The organism is Epilithonimonas caeni DSM 17710, from assembly GCF_000426465.1.
Taxonomy (GTDB): Bacteria; Bacteroidota; Bacteroidia; order Flavobacteriales; family Weeksellaceae; genus Epilithonimonas; species Epilithonimonas caeni.
Genome location: NZ_KE384527.1, coordinates 143,997 through 162,613, shown reverse-complemented (window position 1 = coordinate 162,613; position 18,617 = coordinate 143,997). Strand labels below are relative to the sequence as shown.

The window sequence follows — 18,617 nt, the reverse complement described above, 5'->3', positions numbered from 1 at the left end:
TTATAAATCTTTTTTACCGATAAGAACCGCGCCTACAATCCCTGCTAAAATAAGGATAGAGGCCAATTCGAATGGTAATACATATTCGTTAAATAATAATCTTCCCAGATTTTTGGTCAAACCAACCGAATGGTCGATATTATCCGCCACAGTCGTTTTTCCGGAAAGACCTCTGTAAGCTCCCAGCATTCCTACAAATAAGATACAAACCGAGATAATCCCGATGAACTTCGGAAGGTTGGCCTTCTTACTTTCATCTTCTTTATTGAGGTTAAGCATCATCAGGATATAAAGGAACAATACCATAATGGCTCCCGTGTAAACGATAATCTGAACGATACCTAAAAACTGTGCATTAAGAAGTATGTACATTCCAGCAATGGAGAACATCGTCACGATCAAAGAAAGAATTGCATATAAAGGATTTCTCGCAAATACAAAGTAAACAGCACTTGCAATGGCGATAAACGCTACAATAAAGAATAAAATCTGGTCCATTATTTTACTGCCTTTTTTTGTTTCTCAGATTGTCTTTCTGTGATGTCAATCCTTGCATTAATTTTTTCAACCAATTTATCTTTTCCATAGATGAAAGAATTTCTATTTTGTTCCACATCTACCAATCTGTCCGTAAGATAGATTGCAGATTTTGGACAAGCTTCTTCACACATTCCACAGAAGATACATCTTAGCATATTGATCTCATAGATTTCAGCATATTTCTCTTCTCTGTAAAGATGCTTCTCGTCTTTGGTTCTTTCAGCGGCTGTCATTGTTATTGCTTCTGCAGGACAAGCTACGGCACAAAGTCCACAAGCCGTACATCTTTCTCTACCTTCCTCGTCTCTTTTCAAAACGTGCTGACCTCTCCAGATTTCGGCTCTTGGTTTCTGAACCTCAGGATAAGAATAAACTGCAGGTGCTCCTTTCATCACGGTTCTTACGGCGTGCTTAAAAGTGATTCCCATTCCTTTGAAGATCGCCGGAAGGTAGATCTTTTCCGCAATGGTCATTTCTTTATTCGAAACAACTTTTGATCTGTTAGTAAGTTTCATTTAATATAAGTTAGATGTTAGAAGTCAGATGTTAGATATTAGATTTTGAACCATATTATCACATCACCTCATTATCAAATTTTCAATTTTTTAATTTCCAAATGCTAAAATCACAGCACCTGTTACAATTAGATTTACCAATGCCAATGGAATCAAAGTTTTCCATCCAAGGTGCATTAGTTGGTCATATCTGAATCTCGGAAGTGTCCATCTGATCCACATGAAGATCAAAATTCCGATGATCGTTTTTGTTAAAAATGCAACAATACTTAATACTCCTGCAACATTTTCTCCCCAGTTATGGGTTACCCAATCGATTCCGGGATAATTATAACCTCCGAAGAAAAGAACCACCATGAATGCATTTGAAATAAACATGTTCACATATTCCCCGAACATATATAGTCCTAATTTCATTGATGAATATTCGGTAGAGTAACCCGTTACCAATTCAGATTCACATTCTGGCAAATCGAAAGGGTGACGATTGGTTTCCGCTAAAGCAGCAACAAAAAATATTAAGAAAGCTAGAGGTTGATAAAGAATATTCCAGTTGATTCCGGAAATAGCAGGAATGAATCCCCAAATTTTCCCGGTAGATTGAGCTTCAGAAATTGCTTTTAGATCAAGACTCCCTGTCATCATAATGATAGAAAGCAATGCTAATCCCATTGCTAATTCATAAGAGATCATCTGGGAAGAAGCTCTGATAGCGCCTAATAACGAATATTTGTTGTTGGAAGCCCAACCACCGATCATAATTCCATAAACTCCGATAGAAGCCATACCGATAATGAAAAGAACACCCACATCAATATTAGCAACTTGCAGATCGTAAGAAACGCCTCCGAAATTCAATGTTTTACCCCAAGGAATTACGGCTCCTGTGATCAATGAAATAAACATCACCAATGACGGTCCTAAGATGAAAAGGAATTTTTCAGCATTAGCCGGCGTAAAGTCTTCTTTGAAGAAAAATTTACCACCATCTGCCAACGGTTGTAATAACCCGAATGGTCCTGCTCTGTTTGGTCCGATACGGTCTTGCATTATCGACGCCACTTTTCTTTCTGCCCAAGTAGAATAGGCAGCAATAGTAAGTGCCAAAAGGAATAGCGCCAATACTAATATGATTTTAAAAGTCAGTAATTCCATATTTTAAAAGTTCAAAATTTAAAGTTCAAAGTTTTTGTAAAAGTTGAGTTTAAATTTTTATTAATTATCTAATTTTTCAATTTCTTTTTCGTCTGCTACACCGATCTCTTTGGCTTCCGGATTATCCAAAACATTGTAGCTGTCTGTTTTTTTCTCGTAATGGTTAAGAGAAATCACAGAATGTCTATCGATATGTCTTGGTCCTTCGATGTTCCAAAGTGCAGTATCTTTTTTGTGGAAACGACACTCATCACAGATCCATTCTTCCACTTCACCGTATTGGTCTTTTCTTGCGGTTACCCTTACCACTTCGTCTCCCTTCATCCAAAGTACAGCTTTTCCATTACATTTTGTGCAGGTACAAGTTGCATTGTAAGGTTTTGTAAACCAGACTCTGCTTGCAAATCTTGCCGTTCTATCTGTTAACGCGCCAACTGGACAAACGTCGATCACGTTTCCGATGAAATCATTGTCCAAAGCTTTGTTCAGCATTGTTGATATTTCTGCGTGGTCGCCTCTGTAAAGGATTCCGTGTTCTCTTTTTTCAGTTAACTGATTCGCTGCCAATACACATCTTGCGCAAAGGATACAACGATTCATATTTAATTTGATGTTTGGACCGATGTCGTCTGCATCATAGGTATTTCTCTCGAATTCTGTTCTGGTATTGGCTACACCGTGTTCATAACCCAGATCCTGAAGGTGACATTCTCCGGCCTGATCACAAATTGGACAATCCAAAGGGTGATTCACCAAAAGAAATTCGGTAACCGCTTTTCTACCTTCCTGCGCTTTTTCAGAAGTCAAATTTTTAACTTCCATTCCGTCCATTACGCCGGTTCTACAGCTTGCAACCAATTTAGGCATTGGTCTAGGGTCTGCTTCAGAACCTTTGGAAACTTCTACCAAACACGTTCTACATCTACCACCGCTGGTTTCCAATTTGCTGTAGTAGCACATTGCAGGAGGTACAGATTTTCCACCGATTTGTCTAGCTGCTTCCAAGATAGAAGTACCGGGCAAAACTTCGGTAGTTTGTCCGTCTATGGTTACTTTAAATTTTTTGACTTCTTCGCTCATATTTCAAGATTTTAGATTTTAGATTTTAGATTTTAGATGAAAATCCTTGTTCCAAATCTTATGTCAATTCTATTTATTTTCTAAGATATATTTAAAATACCTTAATTTTTTATTTTTCTATTAAATACATATCCAACACCAAAATTAACTTGATAGAATACGAAGTCCTGACTCGCTTTATCAGGTTTATTATTAAGAGTTGTTTTGATATCCGGCATATTGATATAACCGAATTTACCTTCTACTCTTGCCATCCAATGGTTCCAAAATACCAGATCGATGTTGGTCCTCGCATCCAGCCCGAATCCCGCCAAATGGTATCTGTCACTTCTCTCATTTCCAAAAAGTTTTACATTGCTTTTCGGCACCAGTGCACCAATTCCGCCTCCGTAAGCCCAAAAGATGTTAAAATCCTTTTTGGATAAAATGTTCTTGTATTTTTCCAGACCTAGATTGATATAATTAAGACCATCGGTATGCTCAAATGTCAAAAATTGTTCATCCGATAAATTAACTTCGCCATTATGAACCATTGCAGCATAAGTTGGATCTGAAATATGTCCGTTAATATCTACAGTCTGATTCTGGTCCATCACATATTTCATATGATCCTGCGCAATCACAACAGCTAGATTATCCTTAATAAAATAAGCCAGTCTAAAATTAAACTGTGGAGCCGATACCTCTGATGGATTAATATAGTCCCAGCTCAATTTAGAAGGTCTGTCATGAGCTACAACATTATTTAATGTGAAATCATAGCCATTCCCTCTAAATCTGATATCAGACTTACTGAATCCTGCTCTGTTCCAACCCCAAAAAACGAACATCGTTCCTTTGGAAAATTTGGATTGGTTATAACCAGAATTATTAACTGTGTCTTGATTTTGTCCGAATACAGTTGTTATCCCAACAAAAAATACAAAAACGAATTCAAAGAACTTCTTCATTATTTCTAGTGAATTTGAAAATACAAATTCTATTTAATCTTTTATCTAACTGTTACTAACAGCTGGAATAGGGTCTGCATAGTTTGCTATTCCGTAATTTTGAGTCTGGCTCAGCTCAGGATTGTTAACGTGCCATTCAAACTCATCTCTGAAGTGTCTGATGGCAGCAGCAACCGGCCAAGCTGCCGCATCTCCAAGAGGACAAATGGTATTCCCCTCGATTTTTCTCTGGATATCCCAAAGCAAATCGATATCTTCCATTTTTCCTTCTCCTTTTTCTATTTTTTTCAAGATTTTGTACATCCAGCCTGTTCCTTCACGGCAAGGTGTACATTGTCCACAACTCTCGTGGTTGTAGAATCTAGCTAAAGTCATTGTATGATTAACTACACACTGGTCTTCATCCAAAACAATGAATCCTCCTGAACCCATCATCGTTCCGGTAGCAAAACCACCGTCAGCCAGAGATTCATAATTCATATATCTTGGTTCACCATTGATTGTTTTCAGTAAAAGATTGGCTGGAACAATTGGAACAGAACTTCCTCCAGGAATACAAGCTTTCAGTTTTTTACCATTTGGGATTCCACCACAATATTCATCTGAGTAGATAAACTCTTCAACCGTGATGGTCATATCGATTTCGTAAACACCTGGTTTGTTGATGTTACCACAAGCAGAAATCAATTTAGTTCCTGTTGACCTTCCAACGCCGATTTTAGCATATTCAGCACCGCCAATTTCGATGATTGGAACAACAGCTGCTATAGATTCAACATTATTAACAACCGTTGGTCTTTCCCAAAGTCCTTTTACAGCAGGGAAAGGTGGTTTAAGTCTTGGGTTTCCTCTTCTGCCTTCAAGAGATTCCAGCAAAGCTGTTTCTTCACCGCAAATATAGGCTCCCGCACCCCTTTGAACATAGATTTCCAGATCGAAACCTGTTCCTAAGATATTTTTTCCAAGAAAGCCTGCTGCTTTAGCTTCATCGATTGCTTCCTCCAAAATATCCGGAATCCAGGAATATTCTCCTCTTATGTATATATAGGATGTATTAGAACCTAATGTGTAAGATGAAATCAACATTCCTTCAATCAAAAGATGAGGAAGAAATTCCATCAGGTATCTATCCTTGAAAGTTCCCGGTTCAGATTCGTCAGCATTAACAACCAAGTGTCTTGGAACGCCTTCTGGTTTTGCAAGAAAACTCCACTTCATTCCAGTCGGGAAACCAGCGCCACCACGACCACGAAGTCCGGAAGTTTTAACTTCTTCCAGGATTTCTTCAGGCTTCATTTTAAGAGCTTTTTCCGCAGCTTCATAACCACCGTGTTTACGGTAAGTTTCAAAGTAACGAATTCCCTCTATATGTGCATTTTTAAGTAAAAGTTTTTTACCCATTTCTTCAATATTAATCTAAAGCGATGGCTCCTTGTCTGCAAAGTTCAAGGATTTCATCAACTTTTTCTACTGTTAAATTTTCATGATAGAATTTTCCCAACTGCATCATTGGCGCATATCCACACGCTCCAAGACATTCAGCTGGTTTCAATGTGAATAATCCATCTTCAGAAGTTTCTCCGTCTTTAATATTCAATTTTTTTCGGATATGGTCTAGGATATTATCACTTCCGTTCAGCATACAAGGCCCCGTTCTGCAAACTTCCAAAACATATTTTCCAACCGGCTTCATATTGAACATCGTATAGAAAGTTGCTACTTCGTATACTTCAATAGGCGTGATACTCAATAATTCAGCCACATAATCCATCACCGGAACAGCCAGCCAACCATCGAATTCTTTTTGTGCCAAATGCAAAACAGGAATAAGAGCAGACTTTTGTCTTCCTTCCGGATATCTTGCGATAATTTTATGAACCTGTGCTAAGCTTTCAGGTTTAAAAGCAATTGTTTCGCTCATTTTATTTAAGATTAAAGAACCAAGAACAAAGAGTCAGGACTCGCAATTCTGAATTCTAAATTCAATTTTTATTTTGAAATGAAAGTCTTTTATCTTTCATCTTTTTTCTTAATGTCTTTCTATGCGTCTAATTCTCCCGCAATAATATTCATACTACACATCGTTACGATTGCATCAGAAATTACAGAACCCTGAATCATTTCCGGATACGCCTGATAATAGATGAAACAAGGTCTTCTGAAGTGCAGTCTGTAAGGACTTCTTCCGCCATCACTTACGAGATAGAAACCTAATTCTCCGTTTCCACCCTCAACAGCGTGGTAAACTTCGCCTTTAGGAACATCCGTTTCTCCCATTACAATTTTGAAATGGTAGATCAAAGCTTCCATTTTTTGATATACATCTGCCTTTTCAGGAAGATAAAATTCTGGAACGTCTGCATGGAAAGGACCTTCCGGCAGATTTTCGTAAGCTTGTTTGATGATTTTGATCGATTCCCAAACTTCCTGCTGACGAACCATAAAACGGTCGTAAGTATCTCCAGCAGTTCCTACCGGAATGATGAAATCGAAATCTTCATAAGAAGAATAAGGCTGCGCAACTCTCACATCATAATCAACACCGGCTGCACGCAGATTTGGACCAGTGAAACCATAGCTCAAAGCCCTCTCTGCTGAGATTGCTCCTGCGCCAATCGTTCTGTCCATAAAGATTCTGTTTCTCTCCAAAAGATTACAAAATTCTTGAAATCTTGGTGGGAAAGTTTTTAAGAAATCTTTTAATAACTCGTGAAACTTAGGCGTGAAATCTCTTTCGAATCCTCCGATTCTTCCCATATTGGTTGTCATTCTCGCTCCACAGATCTGCTCATACATATCGTAGATTCGCTCTCTTTCGATAAACATATAAGTAAGGCCTGTAATTGCTCCGGAGTCCATACCTGTTACACCATTACAAATCAAATGGTCACCAATTCTTGCCAATTCCATCAAAATAACACGCATATAATCTACACGTTTTGGAACTTTGACACCAATCAGTTTTTCTACTGTCATATGCCAACCCAAATTATTGATTGGCGCAGAACAATAGTTCATACGGTCTGTAAGCGTAGTAATCTGAGCAAAGTTTCTTCTTTCAGAAATCTTTTCAAATGCTCTATGGATATAACCAACGGTTTGCTCTGCGTGAAGGATTCTTTCCCCATCCATTGTAAGGACGTTCTGGAAAATCCCGTGAGTCGCAGGGTGAGTAGGACCAAGGTTCAATGTGTACAATTGTCCGTCGATTTGTTCCTTACTGTCGTATTGGTTAAGTATATTAGATAATGAGTTATCTTTCATAATTTTATAATTGATAATTGATAAGCGATGATTGATAAAATAAAAATCATTTATCAATTATCATTCATCAGTTATGTTTTATCTTCCGAACATACTATCGTTCTTGTCAGTTCTTGTTCCGTCTTCCAAACGATATTCCTTCAGCATTGGATGGTATCCAAGGTCTTCCATATTAAGGATAGGTCTCAAATCAGGATGCCCTTTGAATTTGATTCCGTAGAAATCATAAGTTTCTCTTTCCATCCAGTTGGCGCCAGCATATAATTCTACAAGAGAATCAACCTCAATGTTTTCTCTGGACATAAAAATTTTAAGACGTAATCTGAAATTCGCCATCAAATTATGCAAATGATAAACAACGCCTATTTCTTTCTCAGGAGTTTCAGGATAATGGATTCCACAGATATCTGTCAAAAAATTGAATTCCAAAGTTGAATCTTTCAAATAATGAATTACTTTCTTGATATCATCTTTTTTAATTTCAATCGTCAGCATTCCATAAGGTTCTGAACTTGAGATTACAGATTCAGGGAATTCTCTTGTGATAGCTTCTAATACAAATTCGTTTGTCATTTCTCTTAGTTGCTAATATTGTAAGAATCTAACAAATGCTGATATTCCGGCATATCTCTTCTTCTGATGCTTTCGCTTTCTACCAAAGCCTGCACTTGCATTACACCTTCGATGATTTGCTCAGGTCTTGGCGGACAGCCCGGAACGTAAACGTCAACAGGAATGATTTTGTCAATCCCCTGTAAAACTGAATAAGTATCAAAAATACCACCGCTGGAAGCACAGGCTCCAACAGCAACAACCCATTTTGGTTCAGCCATCTGGGTGTAAACTTCTTTCAAAACTGGTCCTAATTTCTTAGAAATAGTTCCGCAAACCATCAACATATCTGCCTGTCTTGGAGAGAAAGAGTTTCTTTCCATTCCAAATCTTGAAGCATCATAAGTTGGATTCAATGTCGCCATAAATTCGATACCACAACAAGAAGTTGCAAACGGTAAAGGCCAAAGTGAAAACTTTCTTGCCATCCCGATTACACTGCTCAGTTTAGTTGCGAAAAATCCTTCTCCTTCATATCCCTCAGGAGCTGGCGCATCTGTTATTATTACTGGTTTTTTATCTGACATTTTTTAGATTTTAGATTTTGAATTTTAAATTTTAGATTAAAAATCTTACTGAGTTTTAAACCTGCAATAAATCATCCAAAATTTATAATTTATAATTATTTTATTTATCCCAATCTAATGCGCCGCGTTTCCAAACATAGAAAAACGCTACAAAGAAAATAGCTACGAATGTAAGAACTGCTAAAAAGCCCTGCATTCCAAATTCTCTGAAGTTAACAGCATATGGATAAAAAAATACGATTTCTATATCGAATAGAACAAACAAAACCGCAGTCAAAAAGTATTTGATAGAAAAAGGTGTTCTGGCATTACCTTCTACAGCAACTCCACATTCCCAGCTCTGGTTTTTTACAGAATTTCCTTTCTTTTGCTGTGGTCCCAAGAAATGAGCGCCCAGCAAAGAAATGATGACGAAACCAAGACCAACTCCTGCCTGAATCAGTATAGGAATATAATTTTCGGGTAAATTCATAAAGTCTAAATTTAACTATGCAAAAATACTAAATAAAGATTTAATATATTAAATTATCGGCCTTATGTAGAGGAGACAAAAGTCTCTTTTTGAAAATTTAGAATTGTTATAAATAAGGACTTACTGATCTTTCTTGCTTATCTTCTTAAGAACAAGATAAGCAATGTATGCGATGTATAGAAATAATATGCTGGCAAAGAGGATGTTGATGACAGTATCTGATCTTTCATCTTTGATCGGTTTGTAAAAATTGTAAGCGACAAATAAAATGATAAGACCCGCGTATATGTAAAGTTGTTTTTTCAATTGAGAAGGATTTTAAAGGTCAGAAATGGGATTCGAAATATGATTTGGTTAAACAATTGTTTAACCAAATTGTTCATTGATGTTCAAAGAGTAGGTTCTTCTGCTTTTGTGATGTACGGGATGGTAATCCTGCCAAAGAACCTGTACGTTCTTATTTTCTTCCAGTTCCGGGTTGGTTTCCGCATATTTGATTCCCATTTTTGTGAATCTGTCAAAAATTTCTTTGAAAATGATAGAAGTTACACCACGTCTCTGATAATCAGGATGGATTCCTATCAGATAAAAATTAGCTCTGTCGTTTTTCTTCCCAGCTTGTAAAAAATGCCACCATCCAAAAGGAAATAATTTTCCTTTTGATTTCTGCAATGCTTTAGAATAGGAAGGCATTGTGATGGCAAATGATATTAATTCATTGTTCTCATCAGCCACACAGATGATGTAATTTTTGTCGATAAAAGGGAAGTATTTTTCTTTATAGGTTTCGATTTGCTCGTCAGAAATAGGCGTGTAGGTCGAAAGATGTTTATAAGTCTCGTCCAATAATTTGAACATAGGTTCTACAAAAGGCAAAATTTCTTTTTTTGACTTGAAATTAATGACTTTCAATTTGTATTTTTCAGCAATCAAACTGCTGAATTTTACCACTTTTTCTGGCAGGACCTCAGGGAAATTAATTTCAAATTCCACCCATTCCTTTTCTTTTGTTAAACCCAGATTTTCAAGATGTTTTGGGTAATAATCAAAGTTGTAGATGCCAATCATTGTGGCTAATTTATCAAACCCGAAAATCAGCATTCCTGCTTTGTCCAAGTTGGTAAATCCCATTGGTCCTTCAATTTTATTGATTCGATTTTCTCTGGCGTATTTAATAGCTTCATTGATCAAAGCTTTGGAAACTTCCTTGTCGTCAATGAAATCGATCCACCCAAATCTTACTTTTTTAATTCCCAATTCTTGGGCCTCTTTATGATTGATCATCACAGCGATTCTGCCAACGATTTTGTTGTTCTTATAAGCAAGGAACTGTTTTGCAGTAGAATATAATAACGCAGGGTTCTCATCCTTCTTCCAGATGTTTCTTTCGTCGTTGATCAATGGAGGGACAAAATTCGGGTTGTTCTTATATAGATCCATGGGGAATTTGATGAAGTTTGTCAGGTCGTTTTCCGTAACCACTTGCTTTATAATGACATTTTCCATATTCTTGCTTATCAATAGGACAAAGATAGTTTTTAAGGGAAAATGTGCAATGCTTTGGCATAATTTTTACATCAAAAGATGTAATTTATTTTAAGATAAATTATTACAAAATGACAGGTTATTATTTAATTATTGGGGTTTCCATGTTGTTTAGCTGGATTGTTTCTTCCAGGCTGAAATCAAAATTCGAATATTACTCCAAGGTCCACCTCAGAAACGGACTTTCCGGAAAAGAAGTTGCTGAAAAAATGTTGAGAGATAACGGCATCAATGATGTCCAGGTCATTTCGGTTCCGGGACAACTAACTGACCATTATAACCCTGAAACTAAAACTGTAAACCTCTCAGAAGCTGTTTATATGCAGAGAAATGCTGCTGCGGCTGCAGTAGCTGCTCACGAATGCGGACACGCTGTTCAACATGCTGTTGGTTATTCTATGTTACAATTGAGGTCAAAAATGGTTCCGATTGTCAATATCAGTTCCAATCTTTTACAATTTGTATTGTTTGCGGGTATTGCCATAATGGCAGCGACAAGAAGTATCGATAATCCCAATGGGAATACCACGGTTTTGGCGATTGGTGTTGCTCTTTTTGCAGTGACCACTTTATTTGCATTTGTCACTTTACCTGTGGAGTATGATGCCAGTAACCGAGCTTTGAAGTGGCTGGAATCCAGCGGAACAGTTTCAAGAGAAGAATATGCAGGTGCAGAAGATTCTTTAAAATGGGCAGCCAGAACTTATGTTGTTGCAGCGTTGGGCTCATTGGCGCAGCTACTTTATTTTGCATCTATGTTATTAGGGAATAGAAGGAATTAAATGTTATGAAAAATTAAATTCCAACAGCATCTCGGATAATTCGTCTGAGATGCTTTCTTTTTTAGAAGTTTTGAAGCTGGCTTTGATGGTGCAGATGTCTTCGGCCTCGAAAGAAATGATCTTCGCATCATATTTATTTAATAAAGTGAAGATGAGATTCTGCTGGGAGAATTTGAACTTAAGTTCAATTTTCGATTCTAATTCTTTTGTGATGATGTTGGCTTGATCCAAAGTATATTTTGCAGATTCCTTGTATGCCTTCACCAATCCGCCAACACCTAGTTTGGTTCCTCCGTAATATCTTATCACAACCACTAAAATATTCGTGATCTGGTGGGCAAGAAGCTGATTGTAAATTGGTAAGCCAGCACTTCCTGATGGTTCTCCGTCATCATTCGCACGGTAATTTTCTCCATTGATTCCAAGCCTGAAAGCATAGCAGTGATGTGTAGCTTTTGGGTGAATTGATTTTAATTCATTTAATGAATCTTTAATATCGGACTCGGAATTGACGGGATATGCAAAACCGATGAACTTGCTTCCTTTCTCTTTGAGCAGGATATTTTCAATCGGTTTTTCTATGGTCTGGAACTCAAACATTCGTCAAAAATATAAATTCCTGAGATTTTAAATTTATTTAAATTCAATTGTTATCTCAAAATTTGAGAATGCATTATTGTTTATTGGTATAGTATTGGAATTATTAAAGGCTGAATAGAATATTCTTAAAGAAATAAAATTCAGTGAATTAATTTTTGCGTAATTTTGCATTCAAATTTTTTTTAAATCAATGCCTAATACAATAATCATTGGCTCCGGAAGTTATATCCCGGATAACGTAATAGAAGGTTCTCATTTCAAGGACTCGGTTTTCTATGATGATAATAATCAATTGATTGAGAAACCTACTGGGGAAATCATCGAGAAGTTTGTAGATATTACAGAAATCGAAAGAAGGAGATATATCGATCCGGAAGATTTCAACTCGGATTTGGGTTACAGAGCTTCTGTCGAGGCTATTGAAGATGCTGGGATTGATAAAGAAGAGATTGATTATATTATCTATGCAACCAATTTTGGAGAAGTAGATGCGGAAGGTGTTCCTAATTTTATGCCGTCCCTTTCTGCAAGGTTGAAAGGAAAATTGGGAATCAAAAGAAGAGATTGTGTCAATTACGATATGATTTTCGGATGTCCGGGCTGGGTAGAGTCTTTGATTCTTGCCGATACGATGATAAAAGCCGGAAAAGCTAAAACTGTTTTGGTTGTTGGTGGTGAGACTTTGAGTAGGGTGACCGACCCTTATGACCGAAATAAAATGATCTTTGCAGATGGAGCGGGAGCGGTTGTGGTAACGGCAACCGATGATACTACGGTTGGAGTAATTGCAGACAACACACTTTGTGATAACGGCGAAGAACTTTGTTATCTGGAAAATGCACCTTCATTGAATTTAGATCATGACCAAAGCAAGCTTTACATCAGAATGAGAGGCCGTAAAATCTACGAATATGCTCTGAAAAATGTTCCTGATGCAATAAAAGCAACAATTGATAAAGCAGGTCTCGATATTTCTGATATCAAAAAAGTATTGATCCATCAGGCTAATGCAAAGATGGATTATGCGATGATTGGCAGACTTTTCAAATTATACGGGCAAAAAGATTATGACCATGTCATCTCCCCGATGACGATTCAGGAATTGGGTAATTCTTCTGTGGCAACGGTTCCGACTTTATTCGATTTGATTAGAAAAGGCAAAATGGAAGGTCAGGAATTTGTTGCTGGTTCTCATATCATATTTACGTCCGTAGGAGCAGGGATGAACATCAATTGTGTAGTTTACAGGTTTCCGGAAGGGAAAATTTAAAATAATATATCAATCGGATTAAGGTAAAATTCGATTTTAATCGTTTATAATACAAAAGGAATGAGTTTTTTATTCCTTTTGTTTTTTTATATCATTGTATGCAAAAGAATATTTTATTTCTCCTTGGGATTTTTTTAGTTCTGGAAACCTATGTTTATCAGGCTTTTAAAACGGTTTATACCAATCAAAATGCTAGATTTGTCTATTGGATTCCAACGATCCTGATCTATACTTTTCTGATTTATTCAGTGGTTACCTTTAACAGAGCTTCTCATAAATACTTGAATTTTCAGATTGTTTTTTCTGTAATTCTAATTTTTGTTTTGCCGAAGATTCTGGTCGCTGTTTTCCTTTTGATTGAAGATATTATCAGACTTTTTAATTTCGGTTACCATTATGTTGCGACGGAAAATCATAACTATCCTTCGAGAAGGAAGTTTATAAGTCTGGTTGGACTTGGTTCAGGAGCTATTTTAGCGGGAGTTCTTTTGGATGGGATTATCTTCGGGAAATATCGTCATAGAGCTAGAGTCGTAAGACTGAAACTGAAAAACCTGCCTGAGAGTTTCAAAGGTTATAAGATTGTTCAGATCTCTGATGTTCATAGTGGGAGCTTCCAAAATCCTAAGCATTTGCAACATGCTATTGATTTGATTAATGAGCAAAATGCAGACCTGGTTTTGTTTACTGGAGATATGGTGAACAATTATGCGGATGAGTTTATCCCATTCATCGATCTGTTTTCTCAAATCAAAGGAAAAGACGGGAAATTTGCAGTCCTAGGAAATCATGATTATGGTGAATATGGGGTGTGGAAAAATATTGATGAACAAAAGAATAACATTCCGAAGCTGATAGAAAACGAGCGAAAAGCAGGTTTCGAAATGCTGAGAAATGAACATAGAATCATTGAAAGAAATGGTGAAAAATTATACATTCTTGGTGTGGAAAACTGGGGTATTCCGCCGTTTCCGCAATTTGGCGATCTGGATAAAGCTTCCCAAAACGTACCTGCAGAAGCTTGTAAAATTCTGATGTCGCACGACCCGTCGCATTTTGATGCTGTGGTGAAAAATCATCCGAAAAACATCCAATTAACACTCTCTGGACACACGCATGGGATGCAATTCGGAATCGACCTGAAAAACTTCAAATGGTCGCCCGTAAAATATAAGTATCCCAAGTGGGCAGACTTATATCAAAGTGGAGATAAATATCTATATGTCAATCGCGGATTTGGTGTCATTGGTTATCCTGGTAGAGTGGGAATTCTGCCCGAGATCACTGTATTTGAATTGGGGTAAGCAATAAGGTTAAGGAGATAATGTTTTTATCTCCTTATTTATTTCAATACAGCATTTCTTATTTTTCAACTCTCACAGCACTTGGAACCATGATTTCATAGTTACCTCCGTAAGAAATGATTTCTCTCACGATACTACTGCTGATATAAGATTTTCCAGAAGACGTCAGAAGGAAAATAGTTTCAATCGTGTTTTCTCTGGTCAAAGCTCTGTTGGTTTGCGCAATTGACTTCTCAAATTCAAAATCGGCTGGATTTCTGAGCCCTCTCAAAATGAAATTCACATTTTTGCTTTTACAATAATCGATTGTAAGGCCTTCAAAATCATCAACTTCTACATTCGGGAATTTCTCAAATGTTTTTCTGATGAACTCTTTACGTTGTTCAAGCGAGAACATGTACTTTTTCTGAGAATTCTTTCCGATGGCGATAATGATCTTATCAAACAACGGGACAGCGCGTTCCACAATATCATAATGACCCAGGGTGATTGGGTCAAACGACCCGGGAAAAACAGCAATTTTCATAGAAATTTTAAATTTTAGATTCTGAATTTTAGATTTCTCAAATAATTTAAAAATCTAAAATTTATCATTTATAATTATTTGTTAAGTGCTTTTTCTACTTCGTTTCCACAAAGGTCTTTTATGGAGATTCCATAGATTTTTGCCTGTTGCGGAAGAATGCTTGCCGGGGAAAATCCGGGATTTGTATTCATTTCCAAAAGATGCGGGATCCCGTCAACAATGATGAATTCTGAACGGGAAAATCCGCTCATTCCAAGTGATTTGTAGGCTTTGATGGAAATTTCTTCTACCTTTTTTCTGGTTTCTTCATCAATTCTTGCGGGAGTAATTTCCTGGGAAGCACCTTCGTATTTGGCTTCATAATCAAAAAATTCTTTATCCGGAACTATTTCCGTGATTCCCAAAACGATCACTTCGCCTTTGTAATCCAAAACGCCAACTGAAACTTCCATTCCGACCAAAGCGCTTTCGATAAGGATTTCGTCATCTTCTTTATATGCTGATTCAAGCGCATTTTTAAGTTCGCTTTTTTCTTTCACTTTAGAAATTCCAAGAGAAGAACCACTTTGATTGGGTTTAACAAAAACGGGAAGTCCGAGTTTTTCTATAATTTCCTCGTCAGAGATAGCTTCTCCTTTTCTTAGATAAATACTTTTCGCAGAAGGGATCCCATATTTTGATAGAACGGCTAACGTGTCTTTTTTGTTGAATGTCAATGCACTTTGATAGAAGTCACATCCTGTATATTTTTGTCCGATGGCATCCCAGTAAGCTTGTAGGATCCCGTTTTCGCCAGGCGTCCCGTGAATGATGTTGAAACAAGCATCAAACCTCAAATTTTCGCCATTTCCTAAATCGGCGGAGAAATCTGCTTTGTTGATTGGTTTTTTGTTGTCATTTTCATCAAGAAAATACCATTCATCTTTCAGAATTACAACTTTGTAAACATTGTAAAGTCCACGGTCAAGCGAATCGAAAATCAGTTGTCCGCTTTTAAGGGAAACTTTGTATTCATCAGAATAACCGCCCATTACAACGGCTACATTTTTTTTACTCATTCTAAAATTTTCTTGAAAACAAATGTAGAGATTTTATGAAAAATATGGATTAGATCTTTCAATTATTTTAATAAAGAAATAATTTCAAATAAGGCCAGTAGATCAAAGCGCCAACACAAATCGAAACAATAACAGAAAGCAGAACCGCACCGCCTGCCAAATCTTTGATAATTCCAATTCTTTGATCAAATTCCGGTTGGATGTAATCACAGATTTTTTCGATACAAGTATTAACAGTTTCTGTAATTAAAACAACAAAACTTGTAATGAGAATCAGACAAGTCTCAAAAGAATTAAGTCCAAAAATAACGATCAAAAGAAGATTAATGATCAAACCGAAAACTTCGATTTGAAAATTGCGCTCATTTCGCAAAATCCACATCAGACCTTTGATTGTAAATTGTACACTTTTATAGAATGGAGGTTTTTTCATTATTAATTTTAATTCTACTTATTAAATAATCTGTAGATATTTGCTAAGTTTGAACCTTGAAAATATTTTTCAATATACTCAAAAAATCCTTATCGCATTTGCGTTTAAAAATTCAGCAATCATCAAATTTTCACAAAGTTATTCAAACTTATTTTACTCCAATTCAAAAATTGTTAATAACTAAATAAAATCAACTTTTACAATCGAACCGAAATCATTATATTTGTGGAATTGAAATAAATACAGTTTATGAGATTTATTGTTGCCAGTGGCGATTTGCAAAAAGCTTTACAGACGGTGAGTGGCGTGATTTCCGGTTCACAATCCAGACCAATTTTGGAGAATTTTCTTTTCGAGTTAGACCAGAACTTGTTGACAGTTACAGCTTCTGATGGTGAAACGACGTTGATCACTTCTCTTGAAGTGAAGTCGGATGACAAAGGAAAATTAGCAGTTCCGGGAAAGATTTTTCAGGATTTCCTGAAAACCTATGGCGAACAGCCTTTGACTTTGGCGGTTAAAGATTCTGAAGACGGAAACGGGAGCGTTTTGGAAATTTTGGATGAGAAAGACAATTTCGCAGTGGCTTTGGATAATGCTGACGATTATCCGGAATTGCCGGAATTTGACGCTTCTCAGAAAGTAACCATCGGAGGCGGGATTTTAGCAGAAGCTTTGGCAAATACATTATTTGCAACAAGCAACGATTCTCTTCGTCCTGTGATGACTGGTGTTTTGTTTCAGTTCAAAGAAGATGAGACCAATTTTGTTTCCACAGATTCTCACAGATTAGTGGTTTATAAGAGAACAGATATCGTACACCCGGAGACTTTGGAGTTCATTATGCCAAAGAAACCTTTGTCAATTTTCAAAAACATCCTGAACAATTCCAACGAAGATGTTGTGATTGAATTCAGTGATAATATGGCAAAATTCACTTTTGGAAATAACATCTGGATTTGTCGTTTGATTGACGGAAAATATCCGAACTACAATGCGGTAATTCCTAAAGAGAATCCAAACGTTTTGACAATCAACAGAAGTTTGCTTTTAAGCTCAATCAGAAGAGCATCTATTATGTCCAACAAATCTACGAATCAAGTAAGATTCAAATTGTCTGGCAACGTTCTTCATCTTCACGCGGAAGATACGGAATATGCAAACAAAGCGGATATGCAGATTCCTTGTGATTACAATGGCGATGATATCAACATCGGTTTCAGTTCAAAATTCCTGACAGAGATGTTATCCGTTTTAGCTTCTGATGATATTACAATGAAAATGTCTCAGCCAAACAGACCAGGAATTGTAGAGCCGGTTGACGGATTGGAAGACAACGAAAGTATCCTGATGCTGTCAATGCCTGTGATAGGTTTATAATTTTAAAATTAATTATATTTAAAATTTGAGATTTGAAATTCAGGTCTCAAATTTTAGTTTAAATTAATAACTATTTTTTAACATAAAAACAACGGAATATGACAACGTTCACATTTGAAGCGGATAAATCCGAAGTTGAGAAAATCCGCACAATTTTAAAAGCACTTGGTGTCAAAAAGCTCAAGGTAAAAGAAGATGCTTCTGAATCAGCTGAAAAAATAAAATATTCTCGCAAAGAATTTGATAAGATGCTTGATGAATCAAAGAAAAGCAAAAGTGAGAAAGTGCTGAACTCAAAAGATGATGTCAAAAATCTTTTTGATTCTTTATGAGTTTTTCTGTTAGTTATACGGAGAAATTTCTGGAGGATTTGAGAAAACATAAAAAATCCGGACAAAAACAATTGCTGTCAAAAGTAGAACGTTTCATTACGGAATGCTTAGAAAATCCGAGAATTGGAATTGGAAAACCAGAACAACTCAAACATCGAAAAATTGAAACTTGGTCTAGAGAAATCAACAAACAACACCGTTTGGTTTACGAAATAGAATCTGATAATGTTCTTATGCTTTCAGCTTGGGGACATTATGATGATAAATAAAAT

The 18,617-nt window shown here is 36.6% G+C and carries 22 protein-coding genes; 6 read left to right on the top strand and 16 right to left on the bottom strand.

Annotated features, from left to right (window positions below; translation table 11 throughout):
- The 12 genes from K319_RS0115820 to K319_RS0115765 all read right to left on the bottom strand — a co-directional run bounded on the left by K319_RS0115820 (nucleotide 1) and on the right by K319_RS0115765 (nucleotide 10,621).
- Complete coding sequence (locus K319_RS0115820) at nucleotides 1–498, bottom strand: NADH-quinone oxidoreductase subunit J family protein (RefSeq protein ID WP_027384480.1); 498 nt, start codon at nucleotides 496–498, stop codon at nucleotides 1–3.
- Nucleotides 498–1,055, bottom strand: a complete 558-nt coding sequence (locus K319_RS0115815) for a NuoI/complex I 23 kDa subunit family protein (RefSeq protein WP_027384479.1) — start codon at nucleotides 1,053–1,055, stop codon at nucleotides 498–500. Before K319_RS0115815 ends, K319_RS0115820 begins: the two co-directional genes overlap by 1 nt.
- Nucleotides 1,056–1,145: 90 nt before the next feature.
- The gene (gene nuoH / locus K319_RS0115810) at nucleotides 1,146–2,210 is read right to left on the bottom strand and encodes an NADH-quinone oxidoreductase subunit NuoH (protein ID WP_027384478.1); all 1,065 of its coding nucleotides are present in this window, start codon (nucleotides 2,208–2,210) and stop codon (nucleotides 1,146–1,148) included.
- Between the two features lie 60 nt (nucleotides 2,211–2,270).
- Nucleotides 2,271–3,290 (bottom strand): 2Fe-2S iron-sulfur cluster-binding protein, encoded by a 1,020-nt coding sequence (locus K319_RS0115805; RefSeq protein ID WP_027384477.1) that lies wholly within the window; start codon nucleotides 3,288–3,290, stop codon nucleotides 2,271–2,273.
- A gap of 101 nt (nucleotides 3,291–3,391) precedes the next feature.
- The gene (locus K319_RS0115800; protein WP_027384476.1) at nucleotides 3,392–4,240 is read right to left on the bottom strand and encodes a hypothetical protein; all 849 of its coding nucleotides are present in this window, start codon (nucleotides 4,238–4,240) and stop codon (nucleotides 3,392–3,394) included.
- A 45-nt stretch (nucleotides 4,241–4,285) separates the two neighbouring features.
- On the bottom strand, nucleotides 4,286–5,641 hold the full coding sequence (gene nuoF / locus K319_RS0115795; RefSeq protein ID WP_027384475.1) for an NADH-quinone oxidoreductase subunit NuoF: 1,356 nt from the start codon (nucleotides 5,639–5,641) through the stop codon (nucleotides 4,286–4,288).
- Between the two features lie 10 nt (nucleotides 5,642–5,651).
- On the bottom strand, nucleotides 5,652–6,161 hold the full coding sequence (locus K319_RS0115790) for an NADH-quinone oxidoreductase subunit NuoE family protein (protein ID WP_027384474.1): 510 nt from the start codon (nucleotides 6,159–6,161) through the stop codon (nucleotides 5,652–5,654).
- 119 nt (nucleotides 6,162–6,280) lie between these two features.
- Nucleotides 6,281–7,504 (bottom strand): NADH-quinone oxidoreductase subunit D, encoded by a 1,224-nt coding sequence (locus K319_RS0115785; protein ID WP_027384473.1) that lies wholly within the window; start codon nucleotides 7,502–7,504, stop codon nucleotides 6,281–6,283.
- Nucleotides 7,505–7,582: 78 nt separating this feature from the next.
- Nucleotides 7,583–8,077: an NADH-quinone oxidoreductase subunit C gene (locus K319_RS0115780; RefSeq protein ID WP_027384472.1), complete on the bottom strand. Its 495-nt coding sequence runs from the start codon at nucleotides 8,075–8,077 to the stop codon at nucleotides 7,583–7,585.
- Nucleotides 8,078–8,082: 5 nt separating this feature from the next.
- Nucleotides 8,083–8,643: an NADH-quinone oxidoreductase subunit B gene (locus K319_RS0115775; protein ID WP_027384471.1), complete on the bottom strand. Its 561-nt coding sequence runs from the start codon at nucleotides 8,641–8,643 to the stop codon at nucleotides 8,083–8,085.
- Between the two features lie 100 nt (nucleotides 8,644–8,743).
- Entirely contained in the window at nucleotides 8,744–9,115 is a 372-nt protein-coding gene (locus K319_RS0115770) for an NADH-quinone oxidoreductase subunit A (RefSeq protein ID WP_027384470.1), read from the bottom strand.
- A gap of 366 nt (nucleotides 9,116–9,481) precedes the next feature.
- A complete protein-coding gene (locus K319_RS0115765) occupies nucleotides 9,482–10,621 on the bottom strand; it encodes a GNAT family N-acetyltransferase (protein ID WP_027384469.1) in 1,140 nt (379 codons plus the stop codon).
- Nucleotides 10,622–10,731: 110 nt separating this feature from the next.
- Here K319_RS0115765 and K319_RS0115760 point away from each other — a divergent pair, with 110 nt between their 5' ends.
- Nucleotides 10,732–11,442, top strand: coding sequence for a zinc metallopeptidase (locus tag K319_RS0115760; RefSeq protein ID WP_027384468.1), 711 nt, complete (start codon nucleotides 10,732–10,734; stop codon nucleotides 11,440–11,442).
- Between the two features lie 3 nt (nucleotides 11,443–11,445).
- On the opposite strand, the gene K319_RS0115755 is transcribed toward K319_RS0115760, so the two are convergent.
- Nucleotides 11,446–12,042, bottom strand: a complete 597-nt coding sequence (locus K319_RS0115755; protein ID WP_027384467.1) for an IMPACT family protein — start codon at nucleotides 12,040–12,042, stop codon at nucleotides 11,446–11,448.
- A gap of 190 nt (nucleotides 12,043–12,232) precedes the next feature.
- Between K319_RS0115755 and K319_RS0115750 the strand changes: the two genes are divergently transcribed.
- Both K319_RS0115750 and K319_RS0115745 read left to right on the top strand, forming a co-directional pair.
- Nucleotides 12,233–13,312: a 3-oxoacyl-ACP synthase III family protein gene (locus tag K319_RS0115750; RefSeq protein ID WP_027384466.1), complete on the top strand. Its 1,080-nt coding sequence runs from the start codon at nucleotides 12,233–12,235 to the stop codon at nucleotides 13,310–13,312.
- Between the two features lie 98 nt (nucleotides 13,313–13,410).
- Nucleotides 13,411–14,616: a metallophosphoesterase gene (locus K319_RS0115745; RefSeq protein ID WP_027384465.1), complete on the top strand. Its 1,206-nt coding sequence runs from the start codon at nucleotides 13,411–13,413 to the stop codon at nucleotides 14,614–14,616.
- A 58-nt stretch (nucleotides 14,617–14,674) separates the two neighbouring features.
- Here K319_RS0115745 and coaD read toward each other — a convergent pair whose 3' ends face one another.
- The 3 genes from coaD to K319_RS0115730 form a co-directional block, all read right to left on the bottom strand.
- Nucleotides 14,675–15,142, bottom strand: coding sequence for a pantetheine-phosphate adenylyltransferase (gene coaD / locus K319_RS0115740; RefSeq protein ID WP_027384464.1), 468 nt, complete (start codon nucleotides 15,140–15,142; stop codon nucleotides 14,675–14,677).
- Nucleotides 15,143–15,216: 74 nt separating this feature from the next.
- Nucleotides 15,217–16,200: a D-alanine--D-alanine ligase gene (locus K319_RS0115735; protein WP_027384463.1), complete on the bottom strand. Its 984-nt coding sequence runs from the start codon at nucleotides 16,198–16,200 to the stop codon at nucleotides 15,217–15,219.
- A gap of 67 nt (nucleotides 16,201–16,267) precedes the next feature.
- Nucleotides 16,268–16,633 (bottom strand): diacylglycerol kinase, encoded by a 366-nt coding sequence (locus K319_RS0115730; protein WP_027384462.1) that lies wholly within the window; start codon nucleotides 16,631–16,633, stop codon nucleotides 16,268–16,270.
- Nucleotides 16,634–16,882: 249 nt separating this feature from the next.
- On the opposite strand from K319_RS0115730, the gene dnaN reads away from it, so the two are divergent.
- From dnaN to K319_RS0115715, 3 genes are all read left to right on the top strand, one after another.
- Nucleotides 16,883–18,013, top strand: coding sequence for a DNA polymerase III subunit beta (dnaN, locus tag K319_RS0115725; protein ID WP_027384461.1), 1,131 nt, complete (start codon nucleotides 16,883–16,885; stop codon nucleotides 18,011–18,013).
- 98 nt (nucleotides 18,014–18,111) lie between these two features.
- A complete protein-coding gene (locus K319_RS0115720; RefSeq protein WP_027384460.1) occupies nucleotides 18,112–18,345 on the top strand; it encodes a hypothetical protein in 234 nt (77 codons plus the stop codon).
- A complete protein-coding gene (locus tag K319_RS0115715; RefSeq protein ID WP_027384459.1) occupies nucleotides 18,342–18,614 on the top strand; it encodes a Txe/YoeB family addiction module toxin in 273 nt (90 codons plus the stop codon). The genes K319_RS0115720 and K319_RS0115715 overlap by 4 nt, the downstream gene beginning before the upstream one ends.
- Nucleotides 18,615–18,617: the final 3 nt, after the last annotated feature.